Source organism: Acidovorax sp. GW101-3H11 (assembly GCF_001633105.1).
Lineage (GTDB): Bacteria > Pseudomonadota > Gammaproteobacteria > Burkholderiales > Burkholderiaceae_C > Acidovorax.
Genome location: NZ_LUKZ01000023.1, coordinates 22419 through 44144, shown reverse-complemented (window position 1 = coordinate 44144; position 21726 = coordinate 22419). Strand labels below are relative to the sequence as shown.

Genomic DNA, 21726 nt, shown 5'->3' with positions numbered 1-21726 from the left:
AGACCATGAGCCATGCACCTGACACGCCCGATACGCCCACCTCCGGCGCCCATTGCGACGAGGAATACAGCCTGCCCTGCGCCGAGGCGCTGCTGGCGGGCACCCTGGCCCTGATGACGGGCTATGTGCAAGCCTGCTGCGACAGCCACCGTGACGCCATGGGCCGCAAGATATCGGCCAACCTGCAGATGCTGGCCGATGCGGAAGGCTTCACACCGCATTTCCGCACCGTGGTCTGGAGCCTGCAAGGCCGCTGGGAGCAGCAGTGCAAGGCACGCCAGGATGGGGCCGCCAGTGCCGCGATGGTGGCTGCCGAACAGCGCCGCGTGCTGTGGCACACGGCGCCGGAGGCCGTGCAATGAATGCCGCTGTGACAAACCCCCCAAGCGCTGTGGCCCACCCGCCGCAGGCCGCACCCGACATCCGCGCCCAATTTGCCGCAGCCCGCGCAGCAGGCAAGCGCGCCAAGGACGCCGCCGAGAGCCTGGGGCTGTCGGAAGGTGCTGCCGTGGCCGCCCATGCGGGAGAGCATGGCCACCCGCTCAAGGCCCAGCCGCTGCAGGGCTCGTGGCTGGAGCTGCTGCAGGCGCTGGAGGCTTGCGGCCCGCTGATGGCACTCACGCGCAATGAGAGCACGGTGCACGAGAAGACCGGTGTGTACCGGCATGTGTCGGCCACCGGCCCGGTGGGCATTGCGCTGGGCGAAGACATCGATCTGCGCCTGTTCTTTGCGCAGTGGCATGCGGGTTTTGCGGTGACGGAGCTGGCCAACGACCCCGCCAAGCCGCCGTCGCGCAGCCTGCAGTTCTTCAACGCGCAGGGGCGGGCGGTGCACAAGATCTTCACGCGCGATGCCACCGACCTGGCGGCGTTCGACGCCGTGGTGAGCCGCTTCGTGCAGCCCAGCGCGGGTTACGTGTTTGGTCCGGAGCCCGCGCCACTGGCCGTGCTGCCCGACGCCGACATCGACGCCGAAGGCCTGCGCGAGGCCTGGGCCGCCATGCAGGACACGCACGAGTTCTTCGGCCTCATCAAAAAGTTCGGCGTGGAGCGCCAGCAGAGCTTTCGCCTGGTCGAAGGCCAGTTTGCCTGGCGCGCCGCGCCGCAGGCCGTGGCGCGCCTGCTGGATGAGGCGGCGGTGGACGGCCTGCCCATCATGGTGTTTGTGGGCAGCGGCGGCTGCATCCAGATCCACACCGGGCCGGTGCGCAATATCCAGCCGCTCGATACGCCGCGTGCGCAGTGGATCAATGTGCTGGACGAAGGCTTCAACCTGCACCTGCGCACCGACATGATTGCCAGCGTGTGGGTGGTGGAGAAGCCCACGGCCGATGGCGTCGTCACCTCCGTCGAGGCGTTCGACCACGCGGGTGAGCTGATGGCCATGTTCTTCGGTGCACGCAAGCCCGGCAAGCCAGAGCTGCAGGGCTGGCGCGACCTGGTGGCACGTTTGCCTGGCGTGCAGGAGCTGGCCCATGCTGCGTGATCCGATGGCCGTGCAAAGCCGGGGGCCAAGTGGCGCGCGTCGGCGGCTGCTGCGCGGTGTGGTGGCGTTGCCTTGGTTGTCTGCGTTGGGGCCAGGGGCCGCCTGGGCCGCCCGCCCGGCGCGCATCGTCTCGCTGGGCGGCGCGCTGACCGAGGTGGTCTACCTGCTCGGCGCCCAGGGCCAGCTGGTGGGCACCGACACCACCAGCCTGTTCCCCGAGGCCGCGCTGCGAACAGCCAAGGTCGGCTACATGCGCCAGCTCTCGGCCGAGGGGCTGCTGTCCCTCCAGCCCGACGCCGTGGTCGGCACCACCGAGGCCGGGCCGCCCGTGGTGCTGGACCAGGTGCGCAGCGCTGGTGTGCGCGTGGAGCTGGTGCAGGCCGACCACACCTGGGACGAAGTGCGCCGCAAGGTGGCCACCGTGGGCCGCGTGGCGGGCCGCGAGCGCGAGGCTCAGGCCCTGCAGGCCGATCTGGACGCGCAGTGGGCGACGGTGCAAAAGCAGGTGGCAGCCACCACGCGGCGCCCGCGCGCCATCTTCATCCTGTCGCACGGCGGCAGCCCCATGGTGGCGGGCACCGGCACGGCGGCCGATGCGCTGATCCGCTTTGCGGGCGCCACCAATGCCATCACCCAGTTCGCAGGCTACCGGCCGCTCACGGCCGAGGCCATGGCCAGCGCCGCGCCCGAGGTGCTGCTCAACAGCACCCAGGGCATCGAGGCACTGGGCGGCGAGGCGGCCTTCTGGCAGCGGCCCGAACTGGCCCTCACGCCCGCTTTCCGCCGCAAGGCCTTGGTGGCCATGGAGGCCAGCCACCTGCTGGGCTTTGGCCCGCGCCTGCCCGCAGCCGTGCGCGAGCTGCACACCCGCATCCAGGCGATCACCGCGTGAGCGGCGTGGCCGTGGCGCCCCCGGGTGCGCGCTGGAATCCCGGGCGTCTGTCGCCCCGTGCTGCGCTGGCCATCGGTGCGGCGCTGGTGGGGCTGAGCTTTGTCTGGGCCAGCACGCGGGGCGCATACGCCATTGCACCCGCCCAGCTGTGGCAGGTGCTGCTGCAGGCCGTGGGCGCAGCGCCTTCTGCCGAGCAGGCACCCGAATACCTGGTGTTCATCAACATCCGACTGCCGCGCCTGCTGATGGGCGTGGCCGCCGGTGCGGGCCTGGGGCTGGCCGGTGCGCTGATGCAGGGGCTGTTCCGCAACCCGCTGGCCGACCCTGGGCTGGTGGGCGTGAGCAGCGGCGCTGCGTTGGCGGCGGCCGTCACCATCGTGCTGGGCATGCACTGGCTGCCCGACATGCCGCGCACCCTGGGCAGCTGGGCGCTGGTGAGCATGGCCTTTGGCGGCGGCCTGCTGGTCACGGCACTGATCTATGCGCTGGCGCAGGGCGATGGCGGCACGCGCATGGGGCTGATGTTGCTGGCCGGTGTGGCGGTCAATGCACTGGCGCTGGCGGGCCTGGGTTACCTCAACTTCATCTCCACCGATGAGCAACTGCGCAATCTCCAGATGTGGCTGCTCGGCAGCCTGGGCGGCGCGCGCTGGAGCGCCGTGGCGCTGGTGGGCGCCATCGTGGCGGTGGCCTGCGGCCTGGGTCTGGTGCTCGCGCGCCCGCTCAACGCGATTGCGCTGGGCGAGGCGCAGGCCGCGCTGCTGGGCGTGCCGGTGGAGCGCACCAAGCGCCTGGCCGTGCTGGTGACGGCGCTGGCCGTGGGCGCGGTGACGGCGGCCACCGGCATCATCGGCTTTATCGGCCTGGTGGCGCCGCACTGGGTGCGCCTGGTGGCGGGGCCGGACCACCGCGTGGTGCTGCCGGGCTCGGCCCTGCTGGGCGCCGCGCTGGTGCTCGCAGCCGACGGGGTGGCGCGCACCATCGTCCAGCCCGCCGAGCTGCCATTGGGCGTGCTCACCGCGTTCATCGGTGTGCCGCTGTTTCTGGCCATGCTGCGGCAATTCAGGAACAAGGTATGAGCGCCGTCGCTGCTAGTGCGAACACCACCAACAACACCACCACCGCCGATCTGCTGGTGTGCGACCAGCTGGGTGTGGGCGTGCCCGGCAGGCCCTTGCTGGCCACTGTGCACACGCAGTTGGTGCCCGGGCGCGTCACGGCCATCCTGGGGCCCAACGGCGCGGGCAAGTCCACGCTGCTGGCCATGCTTTCGGGCCAGCGCGCGCCGCGCTCGGGCCATGTGTGGATGGGCGGGCAGCCGGTGTCTGGCAAAGGCGCCAAGGCCCTGGCCCGCCAGCGCGCCGTGCTGCCGCAGGACACGGCCGTGGCGTTTGACTTCACGGTGCAGGAGGTGGTGGAGATGGGGCGCTTTCCCCACCGCCAGCAGCCCAGCCGCCACGAGGCGCGCATCGTGACCGAGGCGATGCAGGCCACGGGCGTGGCCCACCTGGCTGGGCGCAGCATCAACACCTTGTCGGGCGGCGAACGCGCCCGCAGCCACCTGGCCCGCGCGCTGGCCCAGATCTGGGAGCCCCTTCCCGATGGCGCCACCCGCTGGCTGCTGCTGGACGAGCCCACCGCCGCCCTTGACCTGGCGCACCAGCACCACACGCTGGCCCTGGTGCGCCGCTGGGCGGTGGAGCACGGCGTGGGCGTGGTGGCTGTGCTGCACGATCTGAACCTGGCCCTGCGCTACGCACACGACAGCCTGCTGCTCGCCCCGGGCCTGGCGGGCCCGCGCAGCGTGCACGCCACGGCCCACCTGCTCACCCCCGCCACCATCGCGCAGGTGTGGGGCGTGCACAGCACGCCAGTGCTGGCGGCCGACGGGGTGCCGCAGTACCTGGTGGCGGCGCAGTGAATGGCATTTCTGTAGTCAAAATGGCCTCTGCCGCGCTATGGGTCTCAAAGTTTGCTATAAAAAGTGAAGCATCTGCATGGTGTGCCTGTGCAACCCACGGGGCTAGGCCCCTCAACCCGTCAGGCTATCTGGCGGGGCGGGTGGTGCGGCCTGCTTAGAATCCCGCTGCCCATGCGCCGCTTGCTGCTCGTCTTTCTGTTGGTGTTCATGCCGCTCCAGTCCATCTGGGCGGCGGCCTCGCCCTATTGCGGGCACGAGTCAGCGCCGCAGGCATCGCACTTTGGCCACCATGTGCACGAGCACCATGGCGACGAAGGGGCCGACCACTCGGCCCCGGGCGCCAGCCCCAGCACTCTGGCCGACATGGACTGCCATGCCTGCCACGGCACAGGCGGCGGCCTGGCGCACAGTGCCAGCGCCCAGGCCATCGTGGTGGCCGTGGCGCACCCGCCGGGCCAGGCCGCACCCGCCTGGCCACCCGCACCCCTTACGCGCCCCGAACGCCCCAACTGGCCTGTCCTCGCCTGAGCGGCGAGGCGGGGGCTTGGGTGGCTCCGTTTCTTTTCCTGATGCTGTTGGAGACCTGCCTTTCCTGGCAGTCGTGGTGTGCGCGTGCAGGTTTGCTGGCGCGCGCCCCTGATCGTTTCTGACCTCCATCGCGCCTCGCCGATTTCAACCTGTGGCCCCCTGGCCACTGCAGAGGAATCGGATGCAACCAACGAAACAACGACAACACACGCCCATCGCCGCATTGGTGGCGATGGCACTGGGCTGGGCGCTGATGGGCAGCAGCGCTGCGCAGGCCCAGACCACAACCCCCGGAACAGCGCCGCTCACACTCCAGGCCCTGTTCGAGCAGGCTTGGCAGCGCCAGCCCGAAGCGCAGTCTGCAACTTTGCGGCGCGAGGCCGCGCAGGCCACACGCAGCGCGGCGGCAGCCTGGACGGCCGAGCCCATGGCACTGGAGCTGTCCACCAAAACCGACCGCCCCGGCAGCAACCAGGGCAGCCGCGAAGCCGAAGTGGGCCTGGCCCTGCCGCTGTGGCTGCCCGGCGAGCGCGTCCGCAAGGCCGCACTGGCCGACGCCGAAACGCAGGCTTTGGACAGCCGCCAGCGTGCCGCGCAGCTGCAACTGGCCGCCACTGTGCGCGAAGCCTGGTGGGCGGCGCAGCGCGCGCAGGCTGACGGGGCCCTGGCGCAAGACCGGCTGCTGAACGCGCAGCGCCTTGCCGCCGACGTGGCGCGCCGCGTGCGTGCGGGGGATCTGTCGCGTGCCGACCAGGCGCAGGCCGACGGCGCCGTGGCCCAGGCCGAAGCCGCCATGGCCGAGGCCCAGGGCGCGCGGGACTCAGCGCAGGCTGCACTGGCTGCCTGGGGCGTGCAGGCCGCGCCCACCCTGGCGCTGGCGGAGGGGGCAGAGCCCGAGCCCCCCGTGCCCGATGCCACGGCCGCCGCTGCCCAGCACCCTGCGGCGACCGGCTGGCAGGACCAGGCCGAGGTGGCCCGCCGCGCCGCCGACCTGGCCGCCGTGCAGACCCGCGCCAACCCCGAGCTGACGGTGGCCGCCACGCGCGGCCGCGAGCAGGCGGGCGACCGCTACCAGCAGACCTTCACCGTGGGCCTGCGCGTGCCCTTGGGCGGGGGTGACCGTGCGCAGGCCAAGCAGGCTATCGCCCGCGCAGATGCCGTTGCCGCCGAGGCCCGCGCGGCTGTGGAGCGCGACCGGCTGGCCGCCGACATCGCCGCCGCCATGGCCCGCGTGAAGGCCACGCAGGCCCAGCGCGATGCGCTGGCACGGCACGCGGCGCTGGCGCAGGGCACACGCGGCTTTATCGACAAGGCCTTCCGCCTGGGCGAAGCCGACGGCCCCACACGCCTGCGTGTGGAGCTGGAGGCCGCCCAGGCCGAACGCCAGTTGGCCCGCGCCCGCATCGACGCAGCGGCCGCCATCTCCCACCTGCGCCAGGCCCTGGGCCTGCTGCCGCAATGAACTCCTTGAGGACTTACGCAAATGAGGATGGAGCAACCACCTCGCCTCGGGGCGAGCAGCTTGCCCGATCCCTATTTTGCGTAAGTCGTGTCCTTGTGCATCCCGACCAATTTTTAAGACAACCATGACACTCTCTTCCGCTTTCTCCACACTGGGCCTGGCCCTGCTGCTGGGCTTGCTACCGCCGACCGCGCTGGCTGGCGCAGGCCATGACCATGGCGAAGCCCCCGCCGCCGCAGCGGGCACAGCCCTGCCGCGCTTTGCTGCTACCTCCGACCTGTTTGAACTCGTGGGCGTGCTCGACGGGCAAAAAATCGCGCTCTATTTGGACCACGCGGGCGACAACAGCCCCGTGAAGGACGCCCGGCTGGAGCTGGACATTGCGGGCACCAGCGTGCCCGTCACCCGCGTGGCAGAGGGCGAGTTCCAGGCCACCCTGGCCGCCCCGCTGGCCGAGGGCGTGAGCCCCGTCACCGCCACCGTGGCCGCAGGCAATGAGACCGACTTGCTCGCAGGCGAGATCGACCTGCACCCCGCCGCCCACACCGATGCCGCCCCCGCAGGGCTGGCCCGCCGCACTGTGCTGATCGCAGGGGCCGTGGCCGCCGTGCTGCTGGCGCTGGTCGCCGTGTGGGGTTTGCGCCGGGGCCGTGCTGCCCGCATTGGCAACACCCAGCGCGTGGGAGGTGCAGCATGACGCGCTTCCATCCCATGCCCTCTTTGCTGGCTTTGCTGATGGCCGCCGCGCTCAGCGCACCCCTGCCAGCCCTGGCAGGCCCCGGCCACGACCATGGCGATGCACCACCTGCGCCCACCGGCAACGGCCCCAGCCGCCAGCCCGATGGCAGTGTGTTTCTGCCCAAACCCGCGCAGCGCCAACTGGGCGTACGCACCCTGGTGGCAGCCACCGGGCAGCACGCCAAGGCTTTTGAACTGGCGGGCACCGTGGTGATGGACCCCAACGCGGGTGGCAAGGTGCAGGCCGTGCTGGCCGGGCGGCTGGAGGCCGCGCCCAAGGGCCTGCCTGGCGTGGGCCAGGCGGTGCGCAAGGGCGAGGTGCTGGCCTATGTGGTGCCCACGGCGGGCGCCATTGAGCGCTCCAACCAGCTGGCCCAGCAGGCCGAACTGCGCACTGCCCGCGACCTCGCCACGCGGCGCGTGGCGCGCCTCACGGAGCTGGCCGACACCGTGCCGCGCAAGGACATCGAGGCGGCCGAGAGCGAGCTGCAAAGCCTCACCCAGCGCCTGGGCGCCGTGGGCGCGGGCCTGGCCACACGCGATGCGTTGGTGGCCCCCGTGTCGGGCGTCATCGCTTCGGCCAATGCTGTGGCCGGGCAGGTGGTGGATGCGCGCGAACTGGTGTTTGAGGTGGTAGACCCATCGCGCCTGCGCATCGAGGCCCTGGCTTACGACCCGGCACAGGCCCAGAGCGTGGCCGGTGCCACGCTGGCCGTGGCCGGGCAGCGCGTGCCACTGCGCTTTCTGGGCGCGGCGCGCAGCCTGCGTGATCAGGCGCAGCCGCTGCAGTTTGCGGGCGACTCGTCTGTGCTCGGCACCTTGGCTCACTTGGCAATAGGCCAACCCGTGCGCGTGTTCGTGCAGTCCACCGACAAGGTCGATGGCGTCCAGGTGCCCGCTGCCGCGCTGCTGCGCAACCCGGCCAACCAGACCATCGTATGGGTCAAGGAATCGCCCGAGCGCTTTGCGCCACGGGTGGTCACGGCGGTGCCGCTCGATGGCACCTCGGTGGCCGTGACCTCGGGCCTGAAGCCCGGCGACCGCGTGGCCACGCAGGGTGCCACGCTCATCAACCAGGTCCGCTAAGGAGTCACGATGTTCAAGTGGCTTCTCGAAAACAGCCTGGTCAACCGGCTGCTGGTGCTTATCGCCGCCGCCGTGCTCATGGCCTATGGCGCCTTCACGCTCTCACGCACGCCGGTGGATGTGTTTCCCGACCTCAACAAACCCACCGTCACCCTCATGACCGAGGCGGGTGGCATGGCCGCTGAAGAGGTGGAGCAGCTCATCACCTTCCCGCTGGAGACCACGATGAACGGCCTGCCCGGTGTGGAGAGCGTGCGCTCCACCTCCAGCGCGGGGCTGTCGTTCATCTACGTCACCTTTGACTGGAGCACCGACATCTACCGCGCGCGCCAGATGGTGTCGGAGCGCCTGTCGTCCATGGAAGAAGGCCTGCCCAGCGGCATCACGCCGCGCATGGGGCCCATCAGCTCCATCATGGGCGAGATCATGCAGGTGGCCATCCCCATCGACGCAGGCAAGACCACCCCCATGGCCGTGCGCGAGTACGCCGACTGGGTGCTGCGCCCGCGCCTCATGGCCATCCCTGGCGTGGCGCAGGTGATCCCCATCGGTGGCGAGGTGCGCCAGTTCCAGGTGCTGCCCGACACGGCGCGCATGGCAGCGCTGGGCATCACGCACGAGCAGCTCACGGGCGCGCTCAAGGGATTTGCGGCCAATACCTCGGGCGGATTTCTGGAGCTGGGCGGGCGCGAATACCTCATCCGCCACCTGGGCCGCACCTCGCGGCTCGAAGACCTGCAGAACCTGGCCCTCACCGCCAAAAACGGCCAGAGCGTGCTGCTGCGCCAGGTGGCCGATGCCACCTTTGCCGCCGCCACCAAGCGGGGCGACGCGGGCTTTGAAGGGCAGGGCGCCGTCATCCTGGGCATCCAGAAGCAACCCACGGCCGACACCATCGGGCTCACGCGCAGCATCGAGGCTGCGCTGGTGGACCTGAAGAACTCGCTGCCCGCAGGCATGGAGGCGCCGCGCGTCACCTTCCGCCAGGCGAGTTTCATCGAAGCCTCGGTCACCACGCTGCAGGGCAAGCTCATGGGCGCCTCGGTGTTTGTGGCGGTGATCCTGTTCGTGTTCCTCGGCACGCTCAGGCCCACGGTGATTGCGCTCACGGCCATCCCGGTGTCCATCTTCATCACGGCGCTGGTGTTCAAGTATTTCGGCCTGTCCATCAACACCATGACGCTGGGCGGCCTGGCCATTGCCATTGGCGGCCTGGTGGACGACGCGGTGGTCGATGTGGAAAACGTGCTGCGCCGCCTGAAGATGGACCGCGCCAAGCACCCCCACCACCGCCTGCACCCCATCGAGGTGGTCAAGCTCGCGTCGATGGAAGTGCGCTCGGGCATCCTGTATGCCACGGCCATCATCGTCCTGGTGTTCTTGCCGCTGTTTGCGCTGCCGGGCATCGAGGGGCGGCTGTTTGTGCCGCTGGGCATTGCGTTCATCGTGTCCACGCTGGCCTCGCTGCTGGTGTCGGTCACGGTCACGCCGGTGCTGGCTTTTTACCTGCTGCCGCGCATGAAGAACCTTGACCACGGCGACACGCGCGTGGTGGCCTGGCTCAAAGCGCGCTACCGCAACGGGCTTGTGGCCGTGCTGGCGCGCCCGCGCACGGCCCTGGCCGTGAGCGCGGTGGCGGTGGCGCTGTCGGCAGCGGCGGTGCCGTTCTTCCCCACCACCTTTCTGCCGCCGTTCAACGAAGGCACGCTGCTCATCGGCATGCGGCTCAACCCCGGCGTCACGCTGGCCGAATCGAGCGCGCTGGCCCGCCAGGCCGAGGTGCTGGTGCGCCAGGTGCCCGAGGTCACGCACGTGGGCCGGCGCAGTGGCCGCGCCGAGCTCGATGAACATGCCGAAGGTGTGCACGTGAGCGAGCTGGACGTGGGCCTGCTGCCTGCGGCCGAGCTCAAGCGCAGCATGGCCGAGGTGCAGGCCGACATCCGCAGCCGCCTCGCGCATCTGCCTGCCGCCATCGCCATCGGCCAGCCCATCTCGCACCGCATCGACCACATGCTCTCGGGCGTGCGCTCGCAGATTGCCATCAAGCTCTTTGGTGACGACCTGGACACCCTGCGCGGCCAGGCGGAAGCCCTGCGCGCGCGGCTGGCGGGCATCCCCGGCCTGGCCGACCTGGAGGTAGAAAAGCAAGTGCTGGCGCCGCAGATCACCGTGCGCGTGGACTACGCCGCCGCTGCACAAATGGGCGTGCCCGCACCCCAGGTGCTGGCCGCGCTGCAAACGCTGGTGGAGGGCGAGAAAGTGGCCCAGGTGGTGGAGGGCAGCCGCCGCTTTGCGCTGGTGGTGCGCCTGCCCGACAGCGCACGCTCCATCGACGGCCTGGCGCGTGTGCTGATCGACACGCCACGCGGCCCCGTGCCCCTGTCGCGCCTGGCCACCATCGAAGAAGGCGACGGCTCCAACCAGATCAGCCGCGACGATGGCAAGCGCCGCATCGTGCTCTCGGCCAACGCGCAGGGCAGGGCGCTGTCCGACGTGGTGGCCGACATCCGCCAGGCCGTGGGCGACACCCGCCTGCCCGAGGGCTACTTCATCACCCTGGGCGGCCAGTTCCAGGCGCAGGAAGAAGCCAGCCGCCTGGTGGGCCTGCTGGCCATCGTCTCGCTGGTGCTGATGTTTGTGGTGCTGTACACCCGCTACCGCTCAGCCACGCTGTCGGCACTCATCATGGCCAACATCCCGCTGGCGCTGGTGGGCGCGGTGCTGGGGCTGTGGGTGTCGGGCCAGCCGCTGTCGGTGGCGGCGCTGATCGGCTTCATCACGCTGGCGGGCATCTCGGTGCGCAACGGCATTTTGAAGGTGAGCCACTACCTCAACCTGATGCGCGTGGAAGGCGAGCGCTTTGACACCGCCATGATCGTGCGCGGCTCGCTGGAGCGCCTGAGCCCCGTGCTGATGACCGCCCTGGTCACCGCCTTTGCCTTGGCCCCGCTGCTGCTGGAGGCCGAGCGCCCCGGCACCGAAATCCTGCACCCGGTGGCGGTGGTCATCTTCAGCGGCCTCATCAGCTCCACGCTGCTCGACACCTTCCTCACCCCGGCCCTGTTCTGGCTGTTTGGCCGCAAGGATGCCGAACGCCTGCTGGACGACAAGAGCGCCGAGGCGTTCTGAACTTTGTATGCGCACTCTTCTTGTGTTCTGTGCACCCCCACCCCACCCGTTCAGGCTGAGCCCGTCGAAGCCAGTGCGCCATCCCCAACCGTTCGGGCTGAGCCTGTCGAAGCCCTGCGCGGCGCTTCGACCAGCTCAGCGTGTACGGCCCCATTTTTTCCACCCCCTGAAAGGACTCTCATGAAAACCACCCGCCAACTTTTCGCCGCCCTGGCCCTCGCCGCTATGGCCACCACCGCCGCCCATGCTGCTGGCGACCACGGCGCGGGACATGACCACAAGCCCCAACACGGCGGCATCGTGGCAGAGGCCAACGACATGGACTACGAACTCGTCGCCAAGCCCGACACCCTCACCCTGCACTTGCGCGACCATGGCAAACCCGCCAAGACCGAGGGCGTGAGCGCCAAGCTCACCCTGCTGAACGGCACCGAAAAATCCGAGGCCCTGCTGACGCCTGCGGGCGAGGGCAAGCTCGAAGCCAAGGGCGCCTTCAAGGTGGCACCGGGCACCAAGGTGGTGGCGCTGGTGACGCTGCCGGGCAAGAAGGCGGCGAATGTGCGGTTTGCGGTGAAGTAAGCCGCTGCCGGAGAGAGAAAGAAAGCGTTGCGCACCACGCGCCGCCGCGTTGGCTTTTGCTGGCGTGGCGGTGTGTGGCTTGTCTCAGTGGTGAGGTGCGCTGAAATTTGAAGAAAATTGGGCTCTACCGCCTGTCTGTCAAGCGCTTATAGCTATCAAATTTGTAGTGGAATGGTTGATGCTGAGCGCAAGGTGCTGAGCTTTTGCGGGCGGGAAAAGACAGATTTTCTGGTGGCGGTGTGTGGCTGTTTAAGCTGGCAGCAGTCAAATACCGGCTTCAAACGAATTAGTACTATCTGTCAGATAGCAGGCATCGAAACGGAATACTAAGGCGGCTGGGGCTACGCCGTTTCCACTACAAGCCAGTTCGCCGGAATTAATGACTCGAATTTAAAGGATTTCGCTTGATCCTTCGATAAATTCATTCCGCGCATTTATGACTGGTTACTTGCAATTAGGCGAAATATAGTGAATGCAAGAGGAAATGCTGCAACAAAAAATGGCAACATGTAATCAGTGAATCTCGGAGTTTTCCATGCCACCACTATGTATGCCCTAGTGAGTAGGAAAATCTTCACAAGGGAACTCTGAACGTCTAGTGATGATTTGGATGACATGTCGGGGTCATCACGTTTTTCGTTGTATTCGTACAATATCCAGATGTCAGGTAGTCTAAAACCTACCCAATAACGAGTTCCGTCGTCATAATCATCATTGTACAAATCAAATCTGGCCAAAAGCCAAGCACTCACTGCTTTCGAGATGCCCAAATCTCCCTCTTCACCAAGGTATTGCCAATATCGAAGTAGAAAATAACCCCATAGCACCCAGGTGCCATAAAGCAAATTCACCGGCTCTTCAAATATTATACCAGCACCAAAAATTGAAGCGCTTCCTTGGAATGTGGCGCCGGCCAATTGCGCCGCTGCTAAACCTAGGCTCGTGATCAAGAGGTTTCGCCGTTGTCGTAAAAGATCTGCCCCCATCGGGTCACGTTTTTTCTGACTCATCTGAAATAATGTAAAAAAATTGGATTATTTATTCAATTTGATGACCGTCTCTGCACTCCTACTGCGCACCGCTAAGATGGTCAAGCCGATCCAAGGCATCTGTCAGGGCGTCTTCCCAATCATCGAACTGGCGCGTAGGCTGCAACACCTCGGGAAACACCGCCTGCAGCACAAGTCGACATAGAAACGAGAAGTAATAGTCATAGTGAGGGTCAGCTAGCGCAAGCCGCCTAAGCATGTGCGCTACCCTGTGATGAAGCGCCGGATGGCCGCTTGGAAGAAGTGCATTCCTTGGCGCCTTATACAAATAGAAGGTGCTAAGCATCACGCTGACCACTGCCCAAGCTTCCGGTGCCTTCTCTCTGTCGTCAAGACTTTGTCCGAGTAGATCGTCATACGCGGCAGCGTCAGCATCTCTCTCCATATCAAGCCGGAATCCGGCACCATCCGCGCGCTGGATGACTTCAAGGTGACCGAGTGCCGCGTGAGCTCGTTCATGACTTAGTAGGAATGCGACTGCTTTCTGAAACACGAGATTCGCTTTCAGCCCGTACCACTCTTCCTGTTCAGTCGCGTAGTGTCTCGGCGACGGTAAGCTTGCAGGCCACGCCGTGTATGACTCTCGCAAGCTTGCCGACCATGCCAATAACTCTTGAGCTCGATTGACTAGCTTCGTAGTTTCAGCATTTATCAATTTCGTTGGATCAATCTGCTGTTTCTGTACGCGCTCTTCATAGACCACCATCCAGCCATAGATGAATGCCCAGAGCATCTCCAGATGCGAAAGGTCAACATTAATTTCTGGAACGCCTGTCGACTGCTTGGCCACCCTCGGCCCTTTCGGTGGAGCGGCAGACATGTCAAGCAATATCTCACCCGAGAGAGTGCCCAGAGCGACCTGCATTTTCAGCGTCTGTGTGCCGAACTCTGACAAATTCTCGAACTGCCAAAGAATGTTCCCCTCGAGGACTAGCACAGGGGAGTCGACAATTGGATCCGAGGCCATGGACAGATGTGTAAAAGCTAGGCAGCTAGAACGCTGCGGTAGTGCGGTCTAGCCTACCCGAAAGCAGCCGTGCCTGCTATCAACTCCTGGCTGATCGCAAGCGTTCGCCAACGAAGGACGGATGACTGCAACCGCTGCAAAGCAGCCCTTGCTGACCTGAGTGGATTTGAAATGCTCCCGCATGGCTTAGCCATCCATCTGCTGAGCAATGTCCCCATCGGCCTCCTTGCCACGCAGGCTGTCCGCCCGGCCCAGACCCATCGGTACAAGTTCTCGGCCGATTGCCCCAGTACCCACTCCCGTTTGACTCGCTCATGCCACCCGCATGCAGCGTGGCCTTGGGCGCCTTGCACCGCCACATGGCCCTGCAATCTCCCGCACCACCGTCAAAGTCATATTCACACCAGTGATGTGAAATATCACTAGTGTTCCATTGACTGATATTGCTGCAGCGCGAATGATCGGTCCCCAGGCGCTGGGTGCCATCCGCACCTGCCCCGAAAGACGGATGGATTGATAGATCGACTGATTGATTGGCGATGACAAAAAACAAAGGAGACGCCCATGCATGAATGCCCCGTCACCGTGTTCCCGCAGCAGATTCGCTGGGAGACGGACGGCACCAGCCGCATTCCCTTTCAGGCCTATACCGATGAGGCGCTGTACCGCAAGGAGCTGGACCGTTTGTTCTACAACGGGCACTGGTGTTATGTCGGCCTGGAGGCAGAGATTCCCAACGCGGGGGATTTCAAGCGCACGGTGATCGGCGAGCGTTCGGTGCTGCTGGTGCGCGACAAGGATGCTTCGATCCATGTGGTGGAAAACGTCTGCGCCCACCGTGGCATGGCGTTTTGCCGCGAGCGGCATGGCAACCGCGAGAGCCTGACCTGCCCGTACCACCAGTGGAACTACACCTTGTCGGGCGACTTGCAGGGTGTGCCGTTTCGGCGTGGCGTGAAGCAGGATGGCAAGGTCAATGGCGGCATGCCTGCGGATTTCAACCCGGCAGAGCATGGGCTGACCAAGCTCAAGGTGGCCACCCGTGGCGGCGTGGTGTTTGCGTCGTTTGACCACAGCGTGGAGCCGCTGGAGGAATTCTTGGGCCCCACCATCCTGGGCTACTTTGACCGGCTGTTCAATGGCCGCAAGCTCACCATCCTGGGCTACAACCGCCAGCGCATTCCGGGCAACTGGAAGCTGATGCAAGAGAACATCAAGGACCCGTACCACCCCGGCCTGCTGCACACCTGGTTCGTTACCTTTGGGCTCTGGCGTGCCGACAACAAGTCGCAACTGCTGATGGACGCACAGCACCGCCATGCGGCCATGGTCTCGACCCGTGGCGCGGCGGGCAAGGCGGCCGATGTGACGCAGGTGTCCAGCTTCAAGGCGGGCATGGAACTGAACGACCCGCGCTTTCTCGACATTGCGCAGGAGGGCTGGTGGGCGGGCCCGGCCCCCGCCGCCAGCGGGGAGGGCGCAGCGGTGCCGAGCGCGGGGGCGGCGGTGCCCACGGCGGTGATGATGACTGTGTTCCCCAGCGTGATCTTTCAGCAGCAGGTCAACAGCGTGTCCACGCGCCACATCCAGCCGGATGGCAAGGGCGCTTTCGATTTTGTGTGGACGCACTTTGGCTTTGAAGACGACAGCGAAGAGATGACGCAGCGCCGCCTGCGCCAGGCCAATCTGTTCGGCCCGGCAGGCTTTGTGTCGGCCGACGATGGCGAGGTGATCGAGTGGTCGCAAGAAGGCTTTGAGACCAAGCCCGCGCACCGCACGCTGGCCGAGCTGGGCGGGCGCGAGGTGGGCGACACGGACCACATGGTGACGGAGACGCTGATCCGGGGCATGTACGAATACTGGCGCAAGGTGATGGAGGCGGAGGCTTGACCATGATGGACTTCCAGACCTACTTTGAACTGAACCAGCTCTACGCCCGCTACGCCCGCGCACTCGACGCGGCGGACTGGGAGGCGTGGCCTGAATTTTTTATCGACCACTGCGTGTACAAGCTGCAGCCGCGCGAGAACCACGAGCGCGGGTTTCCGCTGGCCACGCTGGCGTTTGACAGCAAGGGCATGCTGAAAGACCGCGTCTACGGCATCCGCGAGACGCTGTTCCACGACCCCTACTACCAGCGCCATGTGGTGGGTGCGCCGCTGGTGCACAAGGTGGATGTGGATGGCCGCATCCACTGCGAGGCCAACTATGCGGTGCTGCGCACGCGCCTGTCGAAGGAATCGACGGTGTTCAACGTGGGGCGCACGCTGGATGAGGTGGTGCCCACGCCCGAGGGCCTGAAGTTCGCATCGCGCCTCGTCGTCTACGACAGCGAGATGATCCCCAACTCGCTGATCTACCCCATCTGAGGAGCTGCCATGACAACGAACTGGATTGACGCCGCCGCGCACGGCGATGTGCCCGAGGATGACGTGATTGGCCTGGCTGTGGCAGGGCGCGACATTGCGCTGTATGGCGTGGGCGGCGAGGTGTTTGCCACCGACAACATCTGCACCCACGGCCATGCGCGCCTGTGCGATGGGTTTCTGGAAGGGCACGAGATCGAATGCCCTTTGCATCAAGGCAAGTTTGATGTGCGCGACGGCAAACCCACCTGCGCGCCCGTCACCGAGCCGCTGCGCAGCTACCCCGTGAAGATCGAGGGCGGCCGCGTGTGGCTGGCCCTGGACTGAACCTCTCAAGGAGCCCCCCATGACTGCCGAACGACCTGAGGTCGAGGCCGCCGCATTGCCGCATGAAGGCGCAAACGCCCACTCGGCCCACACCATCGTGATCGTTGGTGCGGGCCAGGCGGGCGGTTGGGCGGCGCAAGCGCTGCGCAGCGAGGGCTTTGCGGGCCGCGTGGTGCTGATCGGTGACGAAGCCCACCCGCCGCACGAGCGGCCACCGCTGTCGAAGGCAGTGCTATCGGGCGCAGCCGCGCCGGAGAGCACGCGCCTCATGAAACCCGAGGCCTTTGACGCCCTGGCGGTGCAATGGCGGCCTGGCATGCAGGTGCACCGCATTGACCGCGCTGCCAAGCAGGTGCTGCTGTCGGATGGCACAGCACAGCCCTACGACAAGCTCATCCTGTGCACCGGGGGGCGCGCCCGGCGGCTGGCCGTGCCGGGGGCAGACCAGGTGCCGCTGCACACGCTGCGCACCATTGAAGATGCGCAGGCGCTGGCCCCGGCCCTTCGGCCTGGCCGCAGCGTGGTGGTGGTGGGCGGTGGCTGGATCGGCCTGGAGGTGGCGGCCACCGCACGCCAGCAGGGCGCGGAAGTGGTGGTGGTGGAGACGCAAAGCCGCTTGTGTGAACGCTCTGTGCCTGCCGAGGTGTCGGCGTATCTGCTGGCGCTGCACCGCGCCCAGGGCGTGCGCGTGCTGCTGGGCGCGGGGGTGAGGGGCTTTGCCCGCGCTGCGGATGGCGCAGACGGCGCAGATAGCCGCTCGGAGGTCTTGCTGGCCGATGGCAGCGCGCTGGCGTGCGACACCATCGTGCTGGGCGTGGGCCTGGTGCCCAACGACGAGCTGGCGCGCGCGGCGGGCCTGGCCTGCGACGGCGGCGTGCGGGTCGATGCCCAATGCCGCACGTCCGACCCCCACATCTTGGCCGCAGGCGATGTGGCCGTGGCACCCAACCCTTGGGTGGGCCGCAGCCTGCGGCTGGAGTCGTGGCAGAACGCGCAAGAACAGGGCATGGCCGCTGCACGCTCGGCCCTGGGCCAGGCCGTGGACTACCAGCCGCTGCCGTGGTTCTGGTCCGACCAGTACGGCACGAACCTGCAGATTTACGGCATGCCCACGCCCGCGCACCTTGTGGTGCCGCGCGGCGACCCGGCCAGCGGCAGCTTTGTGCTGTTCTACCTGGCGGGCGATGTGGTGCAGGCCGCCGTGGGCGCCAACGCAGCGCGCGACCTGCGCTTTGCCCGCAGGCTGATTGACCAGCGCAAGCCGGTGGATGCCGAGCGGCTGGCCGATCTGGGTACCCCGATGGCCAAGCTGTGACACAGCCTGCGCAGCGCTTCGACGGTGCTCAGCGTGAACGGCCCAGGGGAATGCATTCGATGGAGCGTCATAGAACTTGAAATGTCCGTTCTTGAAATACCCGTTCGGGCTGAGCTTGTCGAAGCCTTGCGCGGCGCTTCGACTGCGCTCAGCGTGAATGGCTGCAGCAGACGAATGCCGAAATCGCAGCACCACTACCAGCAACAGCATTAGCAAAAGGAAACCACCAATGACCGCAACCGCTTCCACCACCTACCTTTGGACCCCGCCCCCCGTCTATTCGCTGCCTGTGCGTGGCCGCAGCGAGCGCCTGCCGATCCACCGGCTGTTCTTTGTGGGCCGCAACTACCACGCGCATGCGGTCGAGATGGGGCGCCCGGTGGACAAGGCGGTGGAGGTGCCGTTCTATTTCACCAAGGCACCGTCCACGCTGGTCGAGTCTGGCGCGACCGTGGCCTACCCACCCGGCACCCAGAACTACCACCACGAAATGGAACTGGTGCTGGCCATTGGTGCGCCCGGTTTTCGTGTGAGCGAGGCGGATGCGCCCAGCCTCATCTACGGCTATGCCTGTGGCCTGGACATGACGCGCCGCGACCTGCAGCTGGTAGCGCGCGACAAGGGCCGGCCTTGGGACCTGGGCAAGGATGTGGAGCAGTCGTCCGTGGTCTCCGAGATCGTGCCCATGCCCGAGGTGGTGCTGGGCCAGGGCAACCTGGAGCTGTCGGTCAATGGCACCGTGCGCCAGAAGTCCGACCTGTCCAAGCTGATCTGGAACATCCCCGAACTGATTGCCGACCTGTCCAAGTTCTACCACCTGCAGCCGGGCGACCTGATCTTTACCGGCACGCCCGAGGGCGTAGGCCCCGTGCTGGCAGGCGACCGCATTGAAGGCCACATTGAAGGCGTGGGCAGCATCTCGCTCCACGTTGGCTCGGCGGAATAAGAAAGAACCACATCCAGGAGACAACCCCACCATGACCACCGACCTCACGCCTTCCCCCGTGCGGCTGCACGCCGTTGCGGGCAAAGGCCAGCCCGAGCCGACGCCCGAACTGGAGCAGCTGTACCGGGGCTTTGAGCAAGAGCTGCTGGTACCGCTCTGGACGCAGATTGGCGACCTGATGCCCCGCCAGCCCCAATCCAAGGCCGTGCCCCATCTGTGGCGCTGGGACCGCTTGAAGGCCCTGGCCGCACAGGCGGGCGCCATCGTGCCCGTGGGCCGTGGCGGGGAGCGCCGTGCGATTGCGCTGGCCAACCCGGCGCTGGGTGGGCGCCCGTTTGCCACGCCCACGCTGTGGGCCGCCATCCAGTACCTGATGCCCGGCGAAGACGCCCCCGAGCACCGGCACACGCAGCACGCGTTTCGTTTTGTGGTGGAAGGCGAGGGCGTCTGGACCGTGGTCAATGGCGATGCCGTGCGCATGTCGCGGGGCGACTTTCTGCCGCAGGCGGGCTGGAACTGGCATGCCCACCACAACGCTGCCACCGAGCCCATGGCCTGGATCGACGGCCTGGACATTCCGTTCTCGTACTACACCGAGAGTCAGTTTTTTGAAGTGGGGCGCGAGAAGCTCCCGCCCGCCGAGCGCACCACCGCCGAGCGTTCTTATTCCGAAAGGCTGTGGGGCCACCCGGGCCTGCGCCCGGTATCGATGGTGCAGGCGCAGCCCGCCACGCCCTTGCTGGCCTACCGCTGGGTGGATACCGACCGCGCGCTGGCCGATCAGCTCGCGCTGGAAGACGAAGGCCAGGCGGGCACGCTGAGCCCCGGGCATGCGGCGGTGCGCTTTACCAACCCCACCACCGGCGCCGATGTGCTGCCCACGATGCGGACCGAAATGCACCGCGTGCGCGCGGGCGGCGCGACGCGGGTTCAGCGTGAGGTGGGCTCGTCCGTGTTCCAGGTGTTTGACGGCAGCGGCACCGTCACGGTGGGTGAGCGCACCTGGCAGGTGGCGCGGGGCGACTTGTTTGTGGTGCCGTCGTGGCAGCCGTTCTCGGCCCAGGCATCGGCCGCTGGCGCACTCGACCTGTTCCGCTTCAGCGACGCGCCGATTTTTGAGGTGCTGCACAGCCACCGTGTGCAAGTCACTGTTTGATCCATCACTCACCAAGCCGAATTCGGCTTTCATAAAACCAAGGAGACACCCCCCATGCTGACCGCCATTCGTTCACAGATTTTGAGACCTGCCCTGGCGCTTTGCGCGCTGGCCCTTGTGGCCGCCGCGAGCGTGCCCAACGCCGTGGCGCAGACCTTCCCCGCCAAGCCCGTCCGCTCCGTCGCGCCGTATTCGCCCGGCAGCGGCCCCGACGCGGTGATGCGCATCCTCAGCGAGCGCTTGTCGCGCAATTGGGGGCAGCAACTCGTCATCGACAACAAGCCCGGCGCCAACGGTTTCATCGCCATCGGCGATGCCAAGCGCGCAGCGCCAGACGGCTACACCTTGCTGCAGGTGGACAACACGCACATGGCCTTGCAGCCGCATGTGTTCAAGCAGCTGCCCTATGACCCGGTGAAAGACTTTGAGCCAGTCGCTCCGGTGTATTTCACGAACTTCTTTGTGGTGGTGGCGGCCAACTCGCCCTGGAAGGATGTGGGCGATCTGATCAAGGCGGCCAAGGCGGCGCCGGGCGACGTCACCTACGGCTCCTGGGGCATCGGCAGCGTGGCCCATGTGGGTGCGGCCATGCTCGAATCGGCAACGGGCACGAAGATGATGCATGTGCCGTACAAGGACATGGGCAGCGTCTACACCTCTGTGGCCACGGGCGACATCAAGTGGGCGTTTGGCACGGCAGCGACGGCCGGGCCCATGTACCAGGCCAAGAAGGTGAAGTTTCTGGCGCTGGCCGCACCCCAGCGTCTGGCGGGCTTCACCGACATTCCAACCATGGGCGAAGCAGGCGGCCCGGCGGGGTTTGAAGTGAAGACCTGGGTGGGCCTGTTTGCGCCTGCTGGCACGCCGAAGGCCGCCATCGAGAAGATCAATGCCGACGTGGGCAAGGTGCTGGCCACCTCGGAGGTCAAGGAGCGCCTGGCGACCTTCGGGTTTGAGCCCTACATCGGCCCGCCCGCCGAACTCACCAAGGCCATCGAACGCGATTCGCGCACGTTTGGTGAAGTCGTCAAGCGCGCCAAGATTGCCCTGGACTGAGACGGAGACTGACCATGAGGCTCTATTCCTTCTTCCGCAGCGGAACCTCCCACCGCTTGCGCATTGCGCTCAACCTCAAGGGGCTGGCCTACGAGCAGGTCGCGGTCGATTTGCGGCGTGAGGAGCATCTGGGCGATGCCTTCAAGGCCATCAACCCGCAGCAGTTCGTGCCCGTGCTGGAGGCCGACGAGCGCCTGATGATCCAGTCGCCCGCCATCATCGAGTGGCTCGAAGAGCGCTATCCCACCCCACCGCTGCTGCCCGGCGATGCAGGCGATCGCGCCCAGGTGCGCGCCCTGGCGGCCATCGTGGGCTGCGACATCCACCCCATCAACAACCGCCGCATTCTGGAGGCGCTGCGCCACCGCTTTGGTGCCGACGAGGCTGCCGTGAACGACTGGTGCGGCACCTGGATCAGCGCGGGCTTTGATGCCATCGAGGCGCTGTTGTCGAAGGACCCGCAGCGCGGTGACTTCTGCTTTGGCAGCACCCCCACGCTGGCCGATGTGTACCTGGTGCCGCAGGTGGAGAGCGCGCGCCGCTTCAAGGTGGACCTGGCGCGCTGGCCGCTGGTGCAGGCGGTGGACGCGGCCTGCGCGCAACTGGAAGCGTTTCGTAAGGCGGCGCCCAGCGCGCAGCCGGATGCGGGCTGAGCTTGTCGAAGCCCCTCGCGGCGCTTCGACCGCGTTGAGTGAGCGGTTCAAGTGGATTCAGACGACTCCA

Annotated in this window: 21 protein-coding genes; 19 read left to right on the top strand and 2 right to left on the bottom strand. The window is 66.6% G+C overall.

The features are described from left to right. Positions 1-5: 5 nt before the first annotated feature. From A1D30_RS17660 to A1D30_RS17610, 11 genes are all read left to right on the top strand, one after another. A complete protein-coding gene (locus tag A1D30_RS17660) occupies positions 6-362 on the top strand; it encodes a hypothetical protein (protein WP_063462033.1) in 357 nt (118 codons plus the stop codon). Next, entirely contained in the window at positions 359-1486 is a 1128-nt protein-coding gene (locus A1D30_RS17655) for a ChuX/HutX family heme-like substrate-binding protein (RefSeq protein ID WP_063462032.1), read from the top strand. The genes A1D30_RS17660 and A1D30_RS17655 overlap by 4 nt, the downstream gene beginning before the upstream one ends. Next, entirely contained in the window at positions 1476-2378 is a 903-nt protein-coding gene (locus A1D30_RS17650; RefSeq protein ID WP_242421931.1) for an ABC transporter substrate-binding protein, read from the top strand. Before A1D30_RS17655 ends, A1D30_RS17650 begins: the two co-directional genes overlap by 11 nt. Then, positions 2375-3457, top strand: a complete 1083-nt coding sequence (locus A1D30_RS17645; protein ID WP_063462031.1) for an iron ABC transporter permease — start codon at positions 2375-2377, stop codon at positions 3455-3457. The genes A1D30_RS17650 and A1D30_RS17645 overlap by 4 nt, the downstream gene beginning before the upstream one ends. Beyond that, positions 3454-4299 (top strand): heme ABC transporter ATP-binding protein, encoded by an 846-nt coding sequence (locus A1D30_RS17640; protein WP_063462030.1) that lies wholly within the window; start codon positions 3454-3456, stop codon positions 4297-4299. The genes A1D30_RS17645 and A1D30_RS17640 overlap by 4 nt, the downstream gene beginning before the upstream one ends. Positions 4300-4470: 171 nt before the next feature. Next, positions 4471-4827, top strand: coding sequence for a hypothetical protein (locus A1D30_RS17635; protein WP_063462029.1), 357 nt, complete (start codon positions 4471-4473; stop codon positions 4825-4827). 181 nt (positions 4828-5008) lie between these two features. Then, a complete protein-coding gene (locus tag A1D30_RS17630) occupies positions 5009-6289 on the top strand; it encodes a TolC family protein (protein WP_063462028.1) in 1281 nt (426 codons plus the stop codon). Between the two features lie 124 nt (positions 6290-6413). Next, positions 6414-6986, top strand: coding sequence for a hypothetical protein (locus A1D30_RS17625; protein ID WP_063462027.1), 573 nt, complete (start codon positions 6414-6416; stop codon positions 6984-6986). Continuing rightward, positions 6983-8113, top strand: a complete 1131-nt coding sequence (locus A1D30_RS17620; protein ID WP_063462026.1) for an HlyD family efflux transporter periplasmic adaptor subunit — start codon at positions 6983-6985, stop codon at positions 8111-8113. The genes A1D30_RS17625 and A1D30_RS17620 overlap by 4 nt, the downstream gene beginning before the upstream one ends. A gap of 9 nt (positions 8114-8122) precedes the next feature. Further along, positions 8123-11242 (top strand): efflux RND transporter permease subunit, encoded by a 3120-nt coding sequence (locus A1D30_RS17615; protein WP_063462025.1) that lies wholly within the window; start codon positions 8123-8125, stop codon positions 11240-11242. A 180-nt stretch (positions 11243-11422) separates the two neighbouring features. Further along, the gene (locus A1D30_RS17610) at positions 11423-11821 is read left to right on the top strand and encodes a hypothetical protein (RefSeq protein WP_063462024.1); all 399 of its coding nucleotides are present in this window, start codon (positions 11423-11425) and stop codon (positions 11819-11821) included. A gap of 434 nt (positions 11822-12255) precedes the next feature. On the opposite strand, the gene A1D30_RS25575 is transcribed toward A1D30_RS17610, so the two are convergent. Continuing rightward, positions 12256-12831 (bottom strand): hypothetical protein, encoded by a 576-nt coding sequence (locus A1D30_RS25575; protein WP_131798477.1) that lies wholly within the window; start codon positions 12829-12831, stop codon positions 12256-12258. Positions 12832-12889: 58 nt separating this feature from the next. After that, the gene (locus tag A1D30_RS17605) at positions 12890-13837 is read right to left on the bottom strand and encodes a phage exclusion protein Lit family protein (protein ID WP_063462023.1); all 948 of its coding nucleotides are present in this window, start codon (positions 13835-13837) and stop codon (positions 12890-12892) included. A 564-nt stretch (positions 13838-14401) separates the two neighbouring features. Here A1D30_RS17605 and A1D30_RS17600 point away from each other — a divergent pair. The 8 genes from A1D30_RS17600 (at position 14402) to maiA (ending at position 21656) form a co-directional block, all read left to right on the top strand. Then, entirely contained in the window at positions 14402-15727 is a 1326-nt protein-coding gene (locus A1D30_RS17600; RefSeq protein ID WP_063462022.1) for an aromatic ring-hydroxylating dioxygenase subunit alpha, read from the top strand. Between the two features lie 5 nt (positions 15728-15732). Then, positions 15733-16206 (top strand): aromatic-ring-hydroxylating dioxygenase subunit beta, encoded by a 474-nt coding sequence (locus A1D30_RS17595; protein ID WP_063462121.1) that lies wholly within the window; start codon positions 15733-15735, stop codon positions 16204-16206. 9 nt (positions 16207-16215) lie between these two features. Continuing rightward, a complete protein-coding gene (locus tag A1D30_RS17590) occupies positions 16216-16530 on the top strand; it encodes a non-heme iron oxygenase ferredoxin subunit (RefSeq protein WP_063462021.1) in 315 nt (104 codons plus the stop codon). Positions 16531-16549: 19 nt separating this feature from the next. Next, positions 16550-17845, top strand: coding sequence for an FAD-dependent oxidoreductase (locus A1D30_RS17585; RefSeq protein ID WP_082836506.1), 1296 nt, complete (start codon positions 16550-16552; stop codon positions 17843-17845). A gap of 229 nt (positions 17846-18074) precedes the next feature. Further along, a complete protein-coding gene (locus tag A1D30_RS17580; RefSeq protein WP_063462019.1) occupies positions 18075-18791 on the top strand; it encodes a fumarylacetoacetate hydrolase family protein in 717 nt (238 codons plus the stop codon). A 31-nt stretch (positions 18792-18822) separates the two neighbouring features. Then, complete coding sequence (locus tag A1D30_RS17575) at positions 18823-19947, top strand: cupin domain-containing protein (protein WP_063462018.1); 1125 nt, start codon at positions 18823-18825, stop codon at positions 19945-19947. 54 nt (positions 19948-20001) lie between these two features. Further along, the gene (locus tag A1D30_RS17570; RefSeq protein WP_063462017.1) at positions 20002-21003 is read left to right on the top strand and encodes a tripartite tricarboxylate transporter substrate binding protein; all 1002 of its coding nucleotides are present in this window, start codon (positions 20002-20004) and stop codon (positions 21001-21003) included. 14 nt (positions 21004-21017) lie between these two features. Next, complete coding sequence (gene maiA / locus A1D30_RS17565; protein WP_063462016.1) at positions 21018-21656, top strand: maleylacetoacetate isomerase; 639 nt, start codon at positions 21018-21020, stop codon at positions 21654-21656. Positions 21657-21726: the final 70 nt, after the last annotated feature.

Excerpts from the sequence above, each read along its gene's own strand:
- A1D30_RS25575 (WP_131798477.1), bottom strand. The coding sequence starts at position 12,831 with ATGAGTCAGAAAAAACGTGACCCGATGGGGGCAGATCTTTTACGACAA.
- A1D30_RS17655 (WP_063462032.1), top strand. The coding sequence starts at position 359 with ATGAATGCCGCTGTGACAAACCCCCCAAGCGCTGTGGCCCACCCGCCG.
- A1D30_RS17615 (WP_063462025.1), top strand. The coding sequence starts at position 8,123 with ATGTTCAAGTGGCTTCTCGAAAACAGCCTGGTCAACCGGCTGCTGGTG.
- A1D30_RS17640 (WP_063462030.1), top strand. The coding sequence starts at position 3,454 with ATGAGCGCCGTCGCTGCTAGTGCGAACACCACCAACAACACCACCACC.
- maiA (WP_063462016.1), top strand. The coding sequence starts at position 21,018 with ATGAGGCTCTATTCCTTCTTCCGCAGCGGAACCTCCCACCGCTTGCGC.
- A1D30_RS17605 (WP_063462023.1), bottom strand. The coding sequence starts at position 13,837 with ATGGCCTCGGATCCAATTGTCGACTCCCCTGTGCTAGTCCTCGAGGGG.
- A1D30_RS17620 (WP_063462026.1), top strand. The coding sequence starts at position 6,983 with ATGACGCGCTTCCATCCCATGCCCTCTTTGCTGGCTTTGCTGATGGCC.
- A1D30_RS17600 (WP_063462022.1), top strand. The coding sequence starts at position 14,402 with ATGCATGAATGCCCCGTCACCGTGTTCCCGCAGCAGATTCGCTGGGAG.
- A1D30_RS17595 (WP_063462121.1), top strand. The coding sequence starts at position 15,733 with ATGGACTTCCAGACCTACTTTGAACTGAACCAGCTCTACGCCCGCTAC.
- A1D30_RS17660 (WP_063462033.1), top strand. The coding sequence starts at position 6 with ATGAGCCATGCACCTGACACGCCCGATACGCCCACCTCCGGCGCCCAT.
- A1D30_RS17635 (WP_063462029.1), top strand. The coding sequence starts at position 4,471 with ATGCGCCGCTTGCTGCTCGTCTTTCTGTTGGTGTTCATGCCGCTCCAG.
- A1D30_RS17580 (WP_063462019.1), top strand. The coding sequence starts at position 18,075 with ATGACCGCAACCGCTTCCACCACCTACCTTTGGACCCCGCCCCCCGTC.
- A1D30_RS17590 (WP_063462021.1), top strand. The coding sequence starts at position 16,216 with ATGACAACGAACTGGATTGACGCCGCCGCGCACGGCGATGTGCCCGAG.
- A1D30_RS17610 (WP_063462024.1), top strand. The coding sequence starts at position 11,423 with ATGAAAACCACCCGCCAACTTTTCGCCGCCCTGGCCCTCGCCGCTATG.
- A1D30_RS17625 (WP_063462027.1), top strand. The coding sequence starts at position 6,414 with ATGACACTCTCTTCCGCTTTCTCCACACTGGGCCTGGCCCTGCTGCTG.
- A1D30_RS17575 (WP_063462018.1), top strand. The coding sequence starts at position 18,823 with ATGACCACCGACCTCACGCCTTCCCCCGTGCGGCTGCACGCCGTTGCG.
- A1D30_RS17630 (WP_063462028.1), top strand. The coding sequence starts at position 5,009 with ATGCAACCAACGAAACAACGACAACACACGCCCATCGCCGCATTGGTG.
- A1D30_RS17570 (WP_063462017.1), top strand. The coding sequence starts at position 20,002 with ATGCTGACCGCCATTCGTTCACAGATTTTGAGACCTGCCCTGGCGCTT.
- A1D30_RS17650 (WP_242421931.1), top strand. The coding sequence starts at position 1,476 with ATGCTGCGTGATCCGATGGCCGTGCAAAGCCGGGGGCCAAGTGGCGCG.
- A1D30_RS17585 (WP_082836506.1), top strand. The coding sequence starts at position 16,550 with ATGACTGCCGAACGACCTGAGGTCGAGGCCGCCGCATTGCCGCATGAA.